At 48.6% G+C, this 16336-nt stretch carries 11 protein-coding genes; 1 reads left to right on the top strand and 10 read right to left on the bottom strand.

Features of this window, described 5'->3' with window-relative positions:
* Positions 1-48: 48 nt before the first annotated feature.
* The gene (locus AC58UX_RS03655; protein ID WP_497249730.1) at positions 49-2439 is read right to left on the bottom strand and encodes an ATP-binding protein; all 2391 of its coding nucleotides are present in this window, start codon (positions 2437-2439) and stop codon (positions 49-51) included.
* Positions 2432-2797 (bottom strand): response regulator transcription factor, encoded by a 366-nt coding sequence (locus AC58UX_RS03650; RefSeq protein WP_497249729.1) that lies wholly within the window; start codon positions 2795-2797, stop codon positions 2432-2434. Before AC58UX_RS03650 ends, AC58UX_RS03655 begins: the two co-directional genes overlap by 8 nt.
* Before the next feature lie 144 nt (positions 2798-2941).
* Here AC58UX_RS03650 and AC58UX_RS03645 point away from each other — a divergent pair, with 144 nt between their 5' ends.
* On the top strand, positions 2942-5329 hold the full coding sequence (locus AC58UX_RS03645) for a glycoside hydrolase family 2 TIM barrel-domain containing protein (protein ID WP_497249728.1): 2388 nt from the start codon (positions 2942-2944) through the stop codon (positions 5327-5329).
* A gap of 121 nt (positions 5330-5450) precedes the next feature.
* Here AC58UX_RS03645 and AC58UX_RS03640 read toward each other — a convergent pair whose 3' ends face one another.
* From AC58UX_RS03640 to AC58UX_RS03605, 8 genes are all read right to left on the bottom strand, one after another.
* Entirely contained in the window at positions 5451-7619 is a 2169-nt protein-coding gene (locus AC58UX_RS03640; protein ID WP_497249727.1) for an MMPL family transporter, read from the bottom strand.
* A gap of 9 nt (positions 7620-7628) precedes the next feature.
* Positions 7629-8780, bottom strand: coding sequence for an NAD(P)/FAD-dependent oxidoreductase (locus tag AC58UX_RS03635; RefSeq protein WP_497249726.1), 1152 nt, complete (start codon positions 8778-8780; stop codon positions 7629-7631).
* Entirely contained in the window at positions 8780-9496 is a 717-nt protein-coding gene (locus AC58UX_RS03630; protein WP_497250048.1) for a methyltransferase domain-containing protein, read from the bottom strand. Before AC58UX_RS03630 ends, AC58UX_RS03635 begins: the two co-directional genes overlap by 1 nt.
* Entirely contained in the window at positions 9489-10634 is a 1146-nt protein-coding gene (locus tag AC58UX_RS03625) for a type III polyketide synthase (RefSeq protein WP_497249725.1), read from the bottom strand. Before AC58UX_RS03625 ends, AC58UX_RS03630 begins: the two co-directional genes overlap by 8 nt.
* 154 nt (positions 10635-10788) lie before the next feature.
* Complete coding sequence (locus tag AC58UX_RS03620; RefSeq protein WP_497249724.1) at positions 10789-11580, bottom strand: ChbG/HpnK family deacetylase; 792 nt, start codon at positions 11578-11580, stop codon at positions 10789-10791.
* On the bottom strand, positions 11573-13969 hold the full coding sequence (locus AC58UX_RS03615) for an alpha-L-rhamnosidase-related protein (RefSeq protein WP_497249723.1): 2397 nt from the start codon (positions 13967-13969) through the stop codon (positions 11573-11575). Before AC58UX_RS03615 ends, AC58UX_RS03620 begins: the two co-directional genes overlap by 8 nt.
* Before the next feature lie 17 nt (positions 13970-13986).
* The gene (locus AC58UX_RS03610; RefSeq protein WP_497249722.1) at positions 13987-15231 is read right to left on the bottom strand and encodes an MFS transporter; all 1245 of its coding nucleotides are present in this window, start codon (positions 15229-15231) and stop codon (positions 13987-13989) included.
* Positions 15231-16331 (bottom strand): Gfo/Idh/MocA family protein, encoded by a 1101-nt coding sequence (locus AC58UX_RS03605; RefSeq protein ID WP_497249721.1) that lies wholly within the window; start codon positions 16329-16331, stop codon positions 15231-15233. Before AC58UX_RS03605 ends, AC58UX_RS03610 begins: the two co-directional genes overlap by 1 nt.
* Positions 16332-16336 lie beyond the last annotated feature (5 nt).

Raw genomic sequence — 16336 nt, 5'->3', positions numbered from 1 at the left:
GATTCCGGGAAATCAATCCCATTTTCATCAACTTACAGGGTGCTGCTCTTACACTCTTTTCCCACCAAGAATTTCAATCAATATGCTTGATAATTGGCTGGGTGGATATGGCTTTACAAAGTACATGTTGGCCCCGATTTCCTTCCCCTTCTCAATCTCATCCAGTGCAGAAGAAATGAAAATAGGCAAATGATGCAGTTGGGGATCCACCTTCATTTGATTAATAATTTCCCAGCCATCCATGCTGTTGTTCAGCATAATGTCTACAATTACGGCATCCGGTTTCTTCGATGACATCTCACCCAGCGCATGCTCACCTGTCGTGTAAGGGATGACGCGAAAGCCTTTCTCGGTGAGTTCCTCGGTTAGCAGCTCCGTCAAGCTGATATCATCTTCGATGATGACAATGGTTTTGCCCGTGAATTCATCTGCGGCTGCGGAAAGCAGCTCGGCTTCGATCATGAATTCAGGCTTCGAGATCAATGGGAAGCTTACACGGAACGTACTCCCTTCACCAAGCTTCGAGTGCACGGATATTTCGCCGCCATGGGCTTCTACAATTCCTTTTACGATGGCAAGTCCCAATCCCGTTCCGCCGATTGTTCTCCGGTCCGAGTTATCAATACGATAGAACTTCGTAAACAGCTTCGGAATCGCTTCTTCTGGAATGCCCAATCCGTCGTCGGTAATATCCACAACCGCTTGCGTACCAATCGCATATAGGTTGGCTGTGATACGTCCGCCATCTGGTGAATATTTCACTGCGTTGCTGACCAAGTTCATGAAAAGCTGGGTCAAATTATCCCGGTCACCGGAGATGACATACGGCTCTTTTGGCCTAGGAACATGAAAGATATGCTTGGTCGAGCTGCCTTGCTGCAACGTAAATACATCATTTAACACCTCGAAAAGGTCAACCGGGTTTTTCTGATGCGTCGACTTGCCGGATTCCATCCTTTGAACATCCAGAAAATCATTAATTAACGCTGTCAGACGGACTGTCTCCTGATGGATCGTTTTTAAATATTTTTGCTGCTTCTCTGGACTCGTCTCTTTGGTAAGCAGTCGTTCAGCGAAGCCTAACACACTGGATAACGGTGTACGAAGCTCATGGCTAACCGTGCTGACGAATTCAGACTTCATTTGATCCACTTCAGCCTGTTTGGTAATATCTCGATGTACAAAAACAGTACCAATTCTACCCGTCTCCCCAAACAACGGCTCTGCGTAAGCTTGGATCACCCTGCGGATCGGATAGGTAATCTCATACATGTACGACCTTTGGTCCAACACTTCTTCGCTTACCTGTTTGATCATAAACGACTTTAAGTCTGTGTTATCCTCGATCGAATGTGACACGGAGGCAATGAAATTTGCTAAAGGTATGTCAGACATGGCCTGCTGCTCTGGTATACCAAACAATTGATGCATCGTTGAGTTCGTCTTTACAATAACTCCCTCAACATCGACAAACTGCAAACCTTCTTGAATCGTGTTCATGATGTCTCTGGTAAGCGCTCTTTCACTCATCAGCAGCTCTTCGTTTTCTTCCATTTTACGCAGCATTTCTTGAAGCTCTTGTTGCTGCATATGCAGCTCTTCCTGCTGAGCAATCAACTCTTCATTCTGTGACAGCAGCTCTTCTTCCTTCGCTTGAATCTTCTGAAGCATCGTGTGAAAGGACCGATTGACGAGGCCGATTTCATCGTTCCGCTTGAGCATCTCCAGTTCGACCGACTGTCCTAAGGTCACTTTGGCTGCATTGTCTGCCAGCTTACGCAGCGGTCTGCCGATATTCTTGGCTGTAAGCGAAGTCAGGAACGTAATGAATACCAAGATGCCAAACACATACGCAAAAAATACGTAATTCAGATTGGATAAGGTTTTAAACAAGTTCCGTGCTTCCATTTCCGATTGAGAGGAGATGTGCAGGGAAATATCATTTATTTTGTTTAAGAGATCATAAACACTTGTCCCCACGCTGCCGTTAGGTGTCGTCGAGCCCGCTCTCACTAGCGCCAACGGATCTGGGTCATGCGCAAGCTTCACATATTTAGGAAACACATTTTCAAAATAGTTCTTCTCAAATGACTTTAAGGTTGCAAGCAGCTCTTGCTCCTGATTCGTTAAGGGGAGCTGCATAAACGTTTCTAATGCTTGCTCCAGCTCGGGTTTTTCCTTCATCACGGCATCATATTCGAATTCCTGACGAAAAGAGTAAAAAGCTCTGGCATGTAAAAATATTTGATTATAATGAATATAAATCGATGCCGTCGCTTTTTCTTTCTCTTTTAACAGTGTGATGCGCTCTTGGTAAGCCTGCTGGACATTGTTGCCTATCAGTGAAACGACAGAAGCTCCAACCATGACGAGTAAGGCAAAAAACAAAATCATTCTAACAAATCTGCGGGAAAGGCTCGTTTTCATAAGATTAGACATGGCAGATCTCCTTTACTCGGCTGGCTAGCTCCATTGGGCTAAATGGTTTGGACATAAAATAATTAGCTCCCGCCACCAAAATGAGCTCCTGATCCGCACGTTGGCTTTTTGCTGAAAGGACTAAAATTAAGGTATGCTCTTTCCCCGAAAGCTTTCTCACCTGAGCAACAACCTCAAGTCCTGACATGCGCGGCATCATATAATCTAAAATAATCAAATCATACGTCTGGCTTCGAATGAGCTCGATCGCCTCTTCTCCATCGGAAGCCTCCTCTATATCGTGTCCTTCATCTTCCAACGTATCTTGAATAAGCATCCGCAATACTTCTTCATCTTCGACTATTAAAATCCTCGCCATTCTTGAACCCCTTCACCAAAATTCGACAAATTCCTATCTTGTCAATTCGGTAACTAGCTTGAAAATCCTTTTTAAATGGCTCTAGCGGTGATTGCGACCTACTCTTATAATGAAAGCGTATACCCAAATGAAGGGAGAACGAAGATGAACAAAAGCAGAATCATTCAACCTATCAATTTGAATTGGAAGTTTCTGAGGGGGGATGAACCCAAAGCTTGGTATCGAGGTTTTGAAGATGCCAGTTGGCGTGAAGTGACTCTTCCTCACGATTGGTCTGTTGAAGAGCCTTTTTCGCAAGAACACTCCAGCGGTACTGGTTACTTGCCTGGCGGCATCGGATGGTATCGCAAAAGCTTGGCGCTTCCTCAGGAATTAGAAGGCAAACGCGTTTATTTGACGTTCGAGGGCATCTATAACAACTCCCAAGTTTGGTGTAACAGTTATTATCTCGGGAAGCGACCTTACGGCTACAGCAGTTTTACGTATGACATTACAGATTTCATATCCTTTGGGAAACATGATAATGTGATTTCCGTCAAGGTCGACCATAAGGATATTGCTGACTCACGTTGGTTTACCGGCTCCGGCATTTATAGAAATGTTTATCTAACCATCACAGATGCCATACATATTGATCAATACGGTGTGTTCGTCACAACGCCTGACGTCTCTGAAGAACAGGCAACTATCGCCGTTAACGTGCGATTGTCCAATGACTCACTGGCAGATACGACGATTCAAGTAACGAATACCCTTTGGGATGCCGACGGAAACCCGTTCGACTCCGCAAATGAGATTAGCGAAGTCCCGGCTCTTTCCAAGTACGAATTGAATCAAGCTATCAAGGTGACTAACCCTCGCCTATGGTCTCCGAGCACCCCTGAATTGTATGTATTATGTACAGAAATTCGACAAAACGGCGAACTCCTCGATCATGTCAATACGCCAGTAGGCATTCGTTGGTTCGAATTTGATGCGGCGAATGGCTTTTTCTTAAACGGTGTGAATATGAAAATCAAAGGCGTTTGCGTCCATCATGATGCAGGTGCACTGGGTGCGGCAGTTCCCGAGAAAGTATGGGTACGCAGACTTCAAGCCCTGAAGGAGATGGGCTGTAATGCCATCCGAATGAGCCATAACCCACCTGCTCCGACTTTGCTGGACTTATGCGACCGCATGGGTTTTCTTGTCATTGATGAAGCCTTTGATGAATGGGAAGGCGTGAAACATAAATGGTCCACTGGACATAATGTTTACCCGCCTAAGCATTTTGGCTACTATGAAGATTTCCCCCAATGGGGCGAAGTAGACATCAAAGAGATGGTATTGCGGGATCGCAACCATCCGTCCATTATTCTCTGGAGCATCGGTAACGAGGTCGATTATCCAAACGATCCTTATTGCCATCCCTATTTTCAAACGATGACAGGCAATAACGATGCCAACAAACCGGCGGCCGAACGCGAATATGATCCGAATAAACCGCAAAGCGATAGGCTGACCACGATTGCCAAACGACTTGTGCGTTATGTGAAGGAATGCGATACAACTAGACCTGTTACGGCAGCTTTGGCTTTTCCGGAATTGGCGAATTTGATTGGTTATGCGGATACGCTGGATGTGGTGGGCTACAATTACAAAGAGCATCTGTATGAGGAGGCGCGGCAGCAGTATTCGAATCGCGTCACCTTAGGCAGTGAGAATAGCGCCAGTTTAGAGGCTTGGCTTGCTGTCAGGGACAACGACGCGATCTGTGCGCAGTTTATTTGGACGGGAATCGATTATATGGGCGAGGCAAAAGGGTGGCCAGTCCGAGCTTCGCAAGCCGGATTCCTGGATCTAGCTGGCTTTAAGAAAGCCAGCTACTTTTTCCGAAAGAGCTTGTGGAAGCAGGAGCCGATGGCATTCCTCGCTGCCGCTAGGAAAGACGATCCTGCACATGCAGGGAACAAAAGATGGCACGGCGGCGCGCCCCATTGGAACTGGCAACCAAACGAGCAGCTGGACGTCTTCTGTTATACCAACTGTGAAAAAGCGGAGCTTTTTCTCAATGAGCGATCACTCGGAAGCAAGCTTCTCAAGGATTCGCCGCAAGGCTATCTGTCTTGGGAGGTTGGCTTTGAAGCAGGCACGCTTCGCGTTGCAGCCACTGGCCCCGACGGCTCCGAAAGCACCTATGCGTTGCAAACAGTCTCAAAGCCAGAAAAACTTGCGATGCGTGTGGACTCTCCTGAATTAAGCGCAGATGGACAGGATATTGCCCATGTTGAGATTGAGATCACCGACAGCCATGGGAATCTCGTTTATCTGGCAGATCATCTCATCCATGTATCCATCGAGGGACCAGGTGTGCTCATTGGCTTGGAAAACGGCGATGCTCAGGATGTAGAGCCGTACAGCTCTGCATTTCGCAAAGCGTACCATGGCAAGCTGCTTGCCTTCGTGCGAGCTGGCGTTGCGGCTGGTGAGATCAGCGTGAGGGCGGAGGCGCAGGGCTTGGCGACGGAACAGATCGTCATTGTGGTGAAATAATTATAGGGGTCCCAAGGCCATTTCTGTGGCTGGGACCCCTTTTGTGAAACATGGTAAATGCGAAAGTGCAACCTTTTGAATTGAGGTAAGCACTCGATCCGAAATGCGTGCAAATGTGCAACTATTTCTTCCAGCATTTCTCATTCCGATATCCAGGCCCCCACCAATTCCATTTACCAAGAATGACCATTAATGCGGGCACAAGCACCAATCGGATCACCGTGGCGTCGATGAAAATGGCTGCGGCAATACCAATGCCCAGTTGTTTTACACCAACAACATCGCCAAATGCAAACGGCAAGGTGACCGCGATCATAATCGCCGCAGCGGAGTTAATGATTTTAGAGATCGAACCCAAACCCACCAGCACAGCGCGCTGATTATCGTGTGTTCGTTGGTACTCTTCGTAAATCCGCGATACTAAGAAAACGCCGTAATCCATCGAGATCCCGAACGCCAGTCCGAATATAAAAACGGGAATCATAATCGCGATCCGACTCGGTTCCAAGCCGAAATGCCCCTCCTCAAATAGCCACGCCAGTATCCCGAAAGACGCACCTAAGCTTAACAGGTTCATGAGAATGGTTTTTAAGGGGATGAGAATAGAACGAAACGCGATGAATAACACCACATAATTCGAAACAAGAATGAACAGCAGTACATATTTTAAATTGTCAAAAATGTCATCGAAAATCTCCTGCTGATACTTCGCTTCACCGCCTAGAAGATAGGGCAGCGATGCTGCTGAGGTCCCTTCTTTTTCCCAGCGTCTCAGCCAATCCTTCACCTGCTGCGAGGCGGGGTCCCCCTTCAAGCGAACTTGCACGAGCATTTCATTCTCATGAACAAAAGCTTGCAAAATTCGCTCGTATTTCGCGCTAGCAAGCGGATTATGAAACACAGCATACAGTTGATCATACGGCATTCGCATTTTCGAAAATACCGACTCGACGTCTTCCACGAGCGGATCCTTCTCTATTTTTTGGATAAGCGCAGCCGTCTTCTTCCAGTCCTGAATCGTCAATTTGGAAGCTTTCCCCTGAGCAATGAGATACACATCTGAACTTGTTTGAGAACCGAAGTGAGCTTGATACGTCTCAAAAGCTGCTCGGGATGCATAGCCCTCAGGCAAGGAGGTTGCATCTGGAATCGCTAATTTTAACTTCGTAAGCGGCATGAAACAGCAGATAAGTATACAAGTAGCGAGCAGGCTCATTTGAACAGGTTTACGCATCACAAAGCGCGCGATAACCAACCAAATATTGCTTTTACCATGCCGGTTATATAGCGGCTTACGTTCAGCTCGAATAGCCGGCCACCACAAGGTTAGAAGAGCCGGCACTAGCGTTAAGGATAGCAAAACCGAAACCGCCAGAACCGTCATCGCACCTAACGCAATGGTCGAAAAGATCGGCAGCGGAATGAACAAGATGCCCATGAGGCCTAAAAACACGCTGAGCGCAGAAAATAAAACAGCTCTTCCAGCCGTTGTCATCGTGATCAGGATGGCTTGTCCTGCGGGGTGTACATGGATTTCCTCGCGAAAGCGGCTCACCATCATCAAAGCAAAATCGATGCTAAGCGCCAAACCTACCATCGGAATAACATTCAGCACAAAGTTAGACAAGTCGATACGTGTGCCAATCCACACCATCATCCCCATCGTACCTGAGACTGCGATTACGCCAACGAGAATTGGGATTAACGCCGAGGTCATCCCGCCAAAAGCCAGCCACAAAATGAAAAATGCCACTGGCAGGCCAATGCTCTCCGCTTTTCTCAAATCATGTTCACTCGCACGATTCACGTCTTCTTGCACCGCTGACTTCCCTGTCAACTGCACACTCATATCACGATGCTTCGGCAAACGCATTTGGAGTTCATGCAGAACAGGCTTCATTTCATGCGGACGTTGCTGAAAGCCAAGCAGCGCATAGGCGTGATCTCCTTGCAGCATTCCCTCTCTTTCGAGCGGCGAGATCACTTCATTTAACGCTTCCATACCGCGTAAGGTTAAGAGAGACTGCTGAATGTATCGCTCAAATTGCCGAGCATCCACCAGCGCTTTTTTCTCAAAAACAACAATGACAGGGTTCGCTGGGATGTGAAAATCAGCTGCAAGCGTCCGTTCGACTTGCGCATAAGCGCCGTTCGAGATCAGACCATGATCCTTCAGCACAGCTGGCAGCTTAGGGGCGTAGAACCCAAAATAGAGGAAAAAAATGACCCAGATGAGGAGGATCATTTTGGGATAACGAAGGGATATCATAGCAAGCTTCTGCAAGGTCATCCCTCCTCCTTACAACTCGGCTTCTCTCAGCCTAGTCGCTTGAACCAAGCGCTGTGCTAATCCAGGTGTGAACTTCGCAGCCGCAAGCATCATGTGCGGTAAATACGGCACAGCCAGCATGCCTTGCAGCAGATGCCCCCATTTCAAGGGACCTTTGAACTCCCGATGAATAGCTTGCGTGTACTCCCGCTCCCATTCCGCTAGGGAGATTTCTCCCTTTAAATAGCGGGATGCGAGAGGAGCGCATATCATCGCTGAACGCAGCGCCATCGACATCCCGTCACCGCAAAGCGGCGGCAGCATCATTGCAGCGTCTCCAAGGCGTGGAAAACTGTCCCACGCAAGCGGACTGCGTGTTAGCTTCACAGGAGCAACAGCTGCCTGCGTGCCAGGTACGGGCTTCGCAGCAGCTAGCCGTTCGAACAGCTTCCCATGCCTTAGGGAGGCTGCTTCAATTAACCCTATGATTGATTTTTCAGTCTGCTGGAACGCCTTGCGTTCCAGCAGAGCTGCTACGTTTACTCGACCGTCTTCAATGGGAGAAATCCCCAAGTATCCGCCATCAAAAAAGTACATCTCCACCACGCCATTCATTTCAATGCCTGTATAGTGGGATTTCACGCCTAGGTGCGTGCCTTTAGTGGATGCACCGTCAAGCGGACGTTGACTACGATGACCAGGAACACCCATTACGCCCGTAGCTGCAATAACAGCTCGTACATGATATCCAAGTACGTGCCCCTGCTTTTTGGCTTCTATAAAGTAGCCTCGCTCACTCGGTTCCACAGACATCACCGTCGTTTCAGTCTCCACTTGCACACCGGAGCGTAAAGCCGCATGATGAAGCCCAGCGTCAAGCTGGAATCGGCTAACTCCCCAAGCTTTTCCTGGAAGCGTAATCACCAGAGGTTGTCCTCGGTTAAGGCTCAAGCTTGTCCTATGGATTGCACTTGGCTTCAGGGCTGCTACAGCTTTACGCAATCCAAGCTTTTTCAGCATCGTAAGTGCTTCTGGAGACAAAAATTCCCCGCAAACCTTATGCCTTGGGAATGCTTTACGATCCAATAGCACCGTATCCCAGCCTTGGTCGGCTAAGGACTTCGCCATTACACTGCCCGCGATTCCTGCTCCGATAACGGCAACATCATAGCTGTGTGTCATCACGCCCGCTCCCTTTTCACAATCACAACAGCATACCTGAACAAAGGTCTCCAGGAAACCAACATATCCGATAGGCCCATGGATGTACGGAGGTTTGTCCAATCCTTTGCGCGAAAGCCTTTAGCCACAGACAAGGGACCATCGTTCAAGATATAGCGATTTTTAGAAATCATGCGAGCCGTAACCCAAACCGCTGCCCAAGCGAGCCAATGCCGATGAATATCATTAATCACGACTCCCATTCGGGAAGCCTTCAGCATACAGCCCACAACCTGAGGAAGCTCCGCATTCGTAAAATGATGCACAAATTGCGTGCCGGTCGTGATATCGACCCCATTTTCCGGAAGCTGAAACAAACTGCTCCTCATCACACGAACGCGTGGTTCAGTGCGAAAAAGTTCCCGTGCCTCCGCGCAAGCCTCCTCCGTAATGTCAACGAGCGTAATGGTAAGCGCTACCCCATGCTCGTCCGCCCAGCGTAATAATTGCCGATTGACGTCACCTGAACCAGATCCAATATCGAGAATCGTTAACGACTTCGGCTTGCCTGCCTGCAGCCATAAACGTTTTAAGCCGAATAAGGTTGGCCCCGCAGCACCAAATATGCGATTAAGCAAACGCAAATGCTGCAAGGCTTGCCGAAGCTCCGGACCGCCCGACGAGAAGTCATCCATTAATTCATGCTGCACTGCCCGTTGCTTGAGCCCCTTAAACATACGTTTCATCTAACTTATTTTCTTGAATGGCCGCAACACCTAGATAGGTGATTTGAATCATTTCACACGTCAGTCCGGGTCCAAAAGCAAGGGATATTCCACTTGTCGGTCCCGCTCCACGATTCGCAAGCTGCTGCCTAGTCTCATCTAATACAAAAAGAATCGTCGCCGAGGACATATTGCCATAATTACGCAAAACGGTTCGGCTCGGACGTGTTTCTTCTTCCGTTAACCCGTAAACTTCCTCCAGCGTGTCGATAATCCCTTTGCCTCCAGGATGAATCGCCCATAACTCCGGTTTTGGACCCCCAGCCAGCAGATGCTCAATTTGTTCAGGGATCCAAGTCCCAATTAACTTAGGAATATTCGGAGATAGATAGAGATCAAAACCGTGATTCCCTACATCCCATTTCATTTCATCTGCACAATTAGGTAATAGAATTGAGTGATCGTTCCCTAATTGGAAAATAGGATGCCGCAGGTCACTGCCGACACCAACCACACAGGCCGAGGCTCCATCACCGAAAAAGGAAGCACCAAATAAAGCCTCTCGATCACTAGATGGCTGAATGTGAAGCGTGCATAACTCCACACAGACAACGAGCACGTTGGCTGTCGGATTCGTGGAAACGATTTGACGGGATAAACATACTGCTTTCAACCCAGCAGCGCACCCGAGAAAATTGAACGGAATCCGATTCACATTGGCGGCTAGTCCCAACTGCTGCGTCAAGGCCGCATCCAGCCCTGGCAGGAACTGTCCTGTACAGCTTACGGTGATGAGATGCGTGATGTCAGACACGGCAATTTTGGCATCAATCAGCGCTTGATTAGCCGCCTGTAAAGCTAAAGGCACAGACTCCCGCTTGTAGGTAGCCATGCGATCAGATGTCGAAGGTGCTTCTTGATTCGTTTGTGAAAAATAACGGCAATGTTCAGCTGTTTCCAGCAGATTAGGTTCACAGGTGTAGCGCGTTTCTACGCCGCATTGCTTAAAAATTTTCTTCGCCCACCGGGCAGAGTTAGGGTTATCTCGTAATGCATCCGTTAAACGCCCAGAGGTATCTGCTTGATCTAAACGGAATTCTGGCACAGCAGTGCCAATTCCAAGAATTGCAATAACGTGATCTTTTTCCATGGTTTATGCTCATCCCCTTGCTCATTCAATTCTTGGCTGGACATGCAGGTCACTTTACACATATGTATTCAAGAATTGTGGCTTATATGAGAGGAATTTCCATTGGATGTTATTAATGGCGGCTCGGATGCCTAAAGCAAAAGAGCTAAGCGCATTAAAGCCGCCTAGCTCCATTAATATCAACTTCATCATATCGAATCAGCTGAATCCCATGCTCCATACAAAAATCCATAATACGTTTATTTAGCAGCAGTTCCCGATCCCATTTACGGTCAGTGACCACTTTTTCCCCAGGATAACGCTCATTGCCAAGCAGGCGGATATCTTCCTTGCTGTATGCAGCAGGATGAGTAACCCATGTGTAGCATCCGGCTTCAAGTCCGCTCAGAGCCGCTATCACATTGTCCACGCGATCCGAGCCTATCCAAACCATGGGCATGCGGTGATCCATCCAGCGAAAATAAATGAGCCCCTCTTGGCGGCACCAAGCATCCAACGCCTCCGTAAAACCTTTAATAACAAGTCCGAATTGCATATGCTCATCCACATACGAAATATGAAAGCCTAGCCCGCGAAGTCTGTCTAACTGTGCCTGCACCTCGGACATCGCTTCTTCCAAGCTCGGATGATTTTCTTTAAGCATCGCCGTTGTTGGAAAGAAGTAACCATCAGCGTCTATAAGCGATGCTACCTTATCTTTCGGTTGGACCGCGCCCCATTTCAACCGATCCCACTCGGAATTGAAGGTTAAATGCAGTCCAAAACAAATGTCAGGATGACCTGCGAACAATTCAGCAGCTTGTTCGATTGCGGGTCCATTGGCCATAACGGACACATTTTTTAGTATCCCTTTTTGACATGCCTCTAGTAGAGCCTTATTCGTAGAAGCGTTAAGCCCACAATCATCCCCACGCGTAATCAAATAAACCTGCTTCTGTTTATTCATCCAATCGGCACCAGATTTCATACGCTTGACAGTCCTCTACCATGATTTCCGTCCCGTTAGGGAGATTAAGTTGGACAGGCACGCCAGTAGGCGCTGACAAACGTATCTTAACATGTACACTCGCTTCTACGCTCCATTCCACGTGTACAAGCCCTTTCACCGTTGGCACCGTGCCTTTCGCCCATTGCAAGCCCTCAATCTGGGGGGCAATCTTAATTTTATTGAAGCCCGGCTCGAGTGGCTGAACACCAAGCACCATCGTGGCATATTCGGATAGCGGTAACGCACTCCAAGCATGGCAATCGCTGCGCGGAGATTTATGATCGATCTCCGGAAGTGTCGTCAAATGCTGGTCAAGGAAGGATCTCCAACGATCCCATTGCTGATGGGCATGGGGATACAAACCAGTCATTTCCAATGCTCTACACAATTGGAAGGACATTGGCGTAGATACCTTGTCCAACGTATTGTCGTCCAACATGCGCAGCATCAGCTCACGAGCTTCTCCCTCTTTGACCGCACCAGATAAAACAGCCCAAACCTGCACATGCTGGCTGGTTTTGTCCGTTTGAGGTATATCCACAAAGATCTTACGATCTTGCGACCAGCAATGTTTGCGCACCGCCTCATTGACTTGCTCCTGCTTATCTAGGCATTCCCGTGCCGCATCTCGCCAACCAGTCCACTCGTAGAGCTTTGCCGCTCTTTCGAGCGCTGCAGCGTACATCAGACTTAGAATCGTAAGCGGCGGGTTTTCTCGACCTGCAGGCGAGCCGGAAGTCCAATCTTTTACATTATCGATATAGCACCAGTACTTATCTGGCGTTGACCCAACATAACCTTCAGGCGTAAGTAAGTCGTCGAACCATTGCAGCAGATCAGACATCGTGGCCCGATATGACTTGATCAGCTCCAGGTCTCCGAAGTACATATAATGCTCATACAACATATGAATCCAATACAACGAAAATGACGGAATCACACGCGGCTCCATCGACGGATATCGGCATTGCAACATGCCGGATGGCAGTCTTGAGCTATGAAAATCGAACAGCGCGCGTCTTGGCAGACGATCATCCGTCGATAGCTGATAGGTATACATCATTTGCAGCCTAGTATCCATAATGTATTGCAATTGCTCGTAATAGGGGCAATCCTCATACGTCTCGTGCATACATCTTAGAAGTGTATTGATGCTTATATCCCAAATTTGATTCAGCTCCGGATCCGAACAGGTAAAAGTTCCTTCTATTTCAAGCGGATACCCGGTATCCCTAAATGTAAAGCTGGTTAGTTGGATTTGTGCATCTCCAGCTTGCACTTCAACCCGTACGAAACGAGCCGTACGGAACGTAAATGGTTCATAGCTCTCAGGACTTTGCTCCGTTCCGACGCCAGCCACCGTATACTGATCAAATTCGCCGAGCAGACAGCCGCCTTCGGCCTGATCGCGAATTCCTTTTTCCCTTTTGCCCGTCATTGACGGTATTGGTTCATAGCATTCTGCACATAACAGGCGGATATGACTTCCCGCGCCACCGATCATCGACAGCTGAATATAGCCGGTTGCGAGCATGCCCACATCAAACTCAGCCCATACCTTGCCTCCCGGCTGCACGGTGACAACATCAGTACCTTCAGCCAACCGTTGAAACTTACCGGCTTCTATCCCCTCAGTCCGTACTACCTTTGCCCAATCGGTTACCTTCTCAGCAAGCGCAGGAATCGGTCTAGCTTTCAAATTCCATGGCAAAAACAACCCCCAATTATCCCTTGTAGCCATAAAAGGTACTGCTGATTGCCAGTCACCGTCATCGAAGGCGATCTGCTGCCAGCCGTGCGGGATGTGCGTGCCTTCGACACACTCCAAGCCGCCAAGCCACGAAGTTACCTTCGTCGGCTCTAAATGGTAGCCTTTGTCCGCGAAGCATTTCCATCTTTCATCCGAATGTAAGGCATCGACAAGGCTTCCATCCGCCCTAACCAATGCTCCATCCAACCAGAATCCGCCTAACTCCGCACGAGTGACAGACATTGGACCCGCTTTCCCTTCGCCATGCCACGGGGATGCATAGTAATAATGCAGCACCTTCGCTGCCAGCACGTTTTTTCCTGGTTTAAGCTGATCAGTTAGATCGACCGTTTCATAGTAATGATTCCATGCATCCCCTTTACAAGGACCGACTGCCACCGATTCTCCATTCAAATACAGCCGGTATCGGCTATCTGCAGAAACCTGTACGATGAGTTTAACGTCTGTCGCATGCTCAACTTCGAATTCGCGTCGGAAATAGACAAGTTCATGGTCTCTTAAAGCGCTGCTTCGCTCCATACCATCGGTCCAAATCCACATGCCTTGCCAACGCTTGCTTTCTTCCCTATAAGCCATGGTGTTTTCAGACCTCCTCATTCTTGTGGATTCAGCACATTGCGTTGCTCCCGTCGATGCATCACAGACATGTACCAGAACATGAAGGCTGCAACAAGGGCTAACAACGTTCCAATTGTATACAACGTATTAAAATTAAATCGATCCACAATCCAGCCACCCCCATTGCTGGATATCAGGCTCGCCAAATTGACTGAAATCACTGCAAACATCGTCTGCCCAGTAGTCTTAAGTCCATCCGGAGTCATTTCATAAATGAAAGTAATGCCAGCTGCTGTGTACAGACCAAACGTTATGCCGTGAAGTACTTGATTGATAAGCAGCAAACCGAAGGCCGGCTCCATGGACATCACGAACCAGCGCAGCGCAGCTGCAAGTGCGCACAAGGCAAGAATGTTGAAAAAACCAAATCGTTTCAGCAAATACCCCGATAATATCAAGAAAGGCAATTCACTAATGGCCGAAACCGTATTTAGCAGGCCGATGTTCTGTGCCACTTCGCCACCTAGCTTGCTAACAAGCATCGGGAAAAATACATTGTAAAAGTTGCTGGCGATGCCGAGTAGAAACGCACACACGAGAAATAAAATAAAACTGCGATTACCCATTAACTGCTGAAAGCCAGATGCCATCGCTTTCGTCTTCAGTGTACCGGAGCTTACCGGCTTGACGAGCAGCAGCGCACCGAACGCGAGCGCCATCATGAGCATATGGACGACAAACATCGTATTAATGCCGTACTTGTTGTACATGATGCCTAATGGCGTCACCGCAAGTGCAAAGCTGATCGATCCTAGCACACGGATGTTGCCGTAGCTTTGTCCGTGCGCTTTGGCATGACCTACTGTCAGCTGTTCCATATTCGGTCTCACAACGGAGAACAAAAAGGTGTAAAAAGCGGACACAATAATATACAAGTAAAACCTATCCCCTGCCAGCAGATAACAGAAAGCAACTAGCGGAGTCAGTAAAAGACTGGCCAAAACTAGTCGCTTGCCGATGTCAAACCGGTCGCTCAGCAGCCCCCATACAGGCTGAGCCGCAAGTCCGATCATCGGTCCTAGTGAATATAGAAGACCGATTTGGCTGTTGCTCAGACCTTGTTGGGAGAACCAATAACTCAAAAATGGCTGGTAAGAAGAAACCGCCATATAGTACAGCAAAATATAGAGGTGCATGGAATACTTCGTTAAATGGGTGTTCATCGACACCGATATCGACGCGGGCACTGAGGCTGCTTGCTTTTCAAGCTTGCCTGCCATTAGATATTAATCATCGTAGAAGTGGATTCGGCGAGAATTTCGTCCGCTCCAACTTCTCGGCCCAGTCGATCGGACATGTAAATCCCTTCACTGATCAGCATCGTCTGCAGCGCAAGCTGCGCTGTTGGCAGCAGCGGCACGCGTCCTTGCAGCGCTGCGATCCAGTGATTCTGGGAGGAATCATAGGCATCCTCATTCTCGAATAGCTTGTGACGGCGGAAATCCATCGCATCCAGCTTCACGGTCGAATCAATTTCCAAATCGCTAATCGTCGTATGATAGCTGAATGGTGACAGTCGAATGCCGCCTTGTGAACCGACGATACTGCTGCCCTCGAATTCGTTCATATGGATCGCCCACGCTTCGATAATATCCAGCGACGCACCGCCAGCGAACTTCACGAAGCCAAGCCCAAGCTCTTCGACATTGTAGCCGCTCTCCTCGCGACGCTTGGGGTCCATGTCCGTTTCTTGATAGATTTTCCCACTCACCCGCTCCACCGTCGGTTGGCCAAGCAGGTACAGCATTTGTGAAATGTGGTAGATGCCCATATCGAACAGCGCGCCGCCTGCAGATTCCTGCTTGCGTACAAACGTCGGCGTGCCATAGCCGTCGACGTAAGGACGACCGCGACGCCGGTATCCTGTCGAGCGAGCATGGTACAGTCGGCCCAGCTTGCCGTCTTCGATGAGCAGCTTGGCTGCCTTCGTTTCCTTCGTGTACAGCTGTCCAAGCTGCACATGAAGCATACGACCGGTGTCCGCCGCAGCCTGAACCATTTTGACGCCGTCTGTGTAAGAGCCGGCAATCGGCTTCTCACAATAGACGTGCTTCCCAGCTTCCAACGCGGCAATGGTTACAGCCGCATGGTAGTTATTATGAAGGCACACATCCACAGCATCTAGATCGTCGCGCTCCAACAGTTTACGGAAATCCGTATACTTATGCGGGATTTGATTTGCCGTACAGACGCGATCCAGCTCCGCTTCATTAATATCGCAAGCCGCAACGATTTCCGCATCTGCGATTTCTGCATATCGCTTCAAATGGCCTTTGGCAATTTGTCCAACGCCGATCATGCCGATTCTCTTTTTCCCCATGATTG

It is taken from the genome of Paenibacillus sp. J22P90 (assembly GCF_059692195.1).
Note: the sequence above shows the minus strand (reverse complement) of the source record. Positions and strands in the feature narration are given on the sequence as shown.

Coding starts and splice junctions, on each gene's coding strand:
- AC58UX_RS03655 (WP_497249730.1), bottom strand. CDS start 2,439: ATGTCTAATCTTATGAAAACGAGCCTTTCCCGCAGATTTGTTAGAATG.
- AC58UX_RS03650 (WP_497249729.1), bottom strand. CDS start 2,797: ATGGCGAGGATTTTAATAGTCGAAGATGAAGAAGTATTGCGGATGCTT.
- AC58UX_RS03645 (WP_497249728.1), top strand. CDS start 2,942: ATGAACAAAAGCAGAATCATTCAACCTATCAATTTGAATTGGAAGTTT.
- AC58UX_RS03640 (WP_497249727.1), bottom strand. CDS start 7,619: ATGACCTTGCAGAAGCTTGCTATGATATCCCTTCGTTATCCCAAAATG.
- AC58UX_RS03635 (WP_497249726.1), bottom strand. CDS start 8,780: ATGACACACAGCTATGATGTTGCCGTTATCGGAGCAGGAATCGCGGGC.
- AC58UX_RS03630 (WP_497250048.1), bottom strand. CDS start 9,496: ATGTTTAAGGGGCTCAAGCAACGGGCAGTGCAGCATGAATTAATGGAT.
- AC58UX_RS03625 (WP_497249725.1), bottom strand. CDS start 10,634: ATGGAAAAAGATCACGTTATTGCAATTCTTGGAATTGGCACTGCTGTG.
- AC58UX_RS03620 (WP_497249724.1), bottom strand. CDS start 11,580: ATGAATAAACAGAAGCAGGTTTATTTGATTACGCGTGGGGATGATTGT.
- AC58UX_RS03615 (WP_497249723.1), bottom strand. CDS start 13,969: ATGGCTTATAGGGAAGAAAGCAAGCGTTGGCAAGGCATGTGGATTTGG.
- AC58UX_RS03610 (WP_497249722.1), bottom strand. CDS start 15,231: ATGGCAGGCAAGCTTGAAAAGCAAGCAGCCTCAGTGCCCGCGTCGATA.
- AC58UX_RS03605 (WP_497249721.1), bottom strand. CDS start 16,331: ATGGGGAAAAAGAGAATCGGCATGATCGGCGTTGGACAAATTGCCAAA.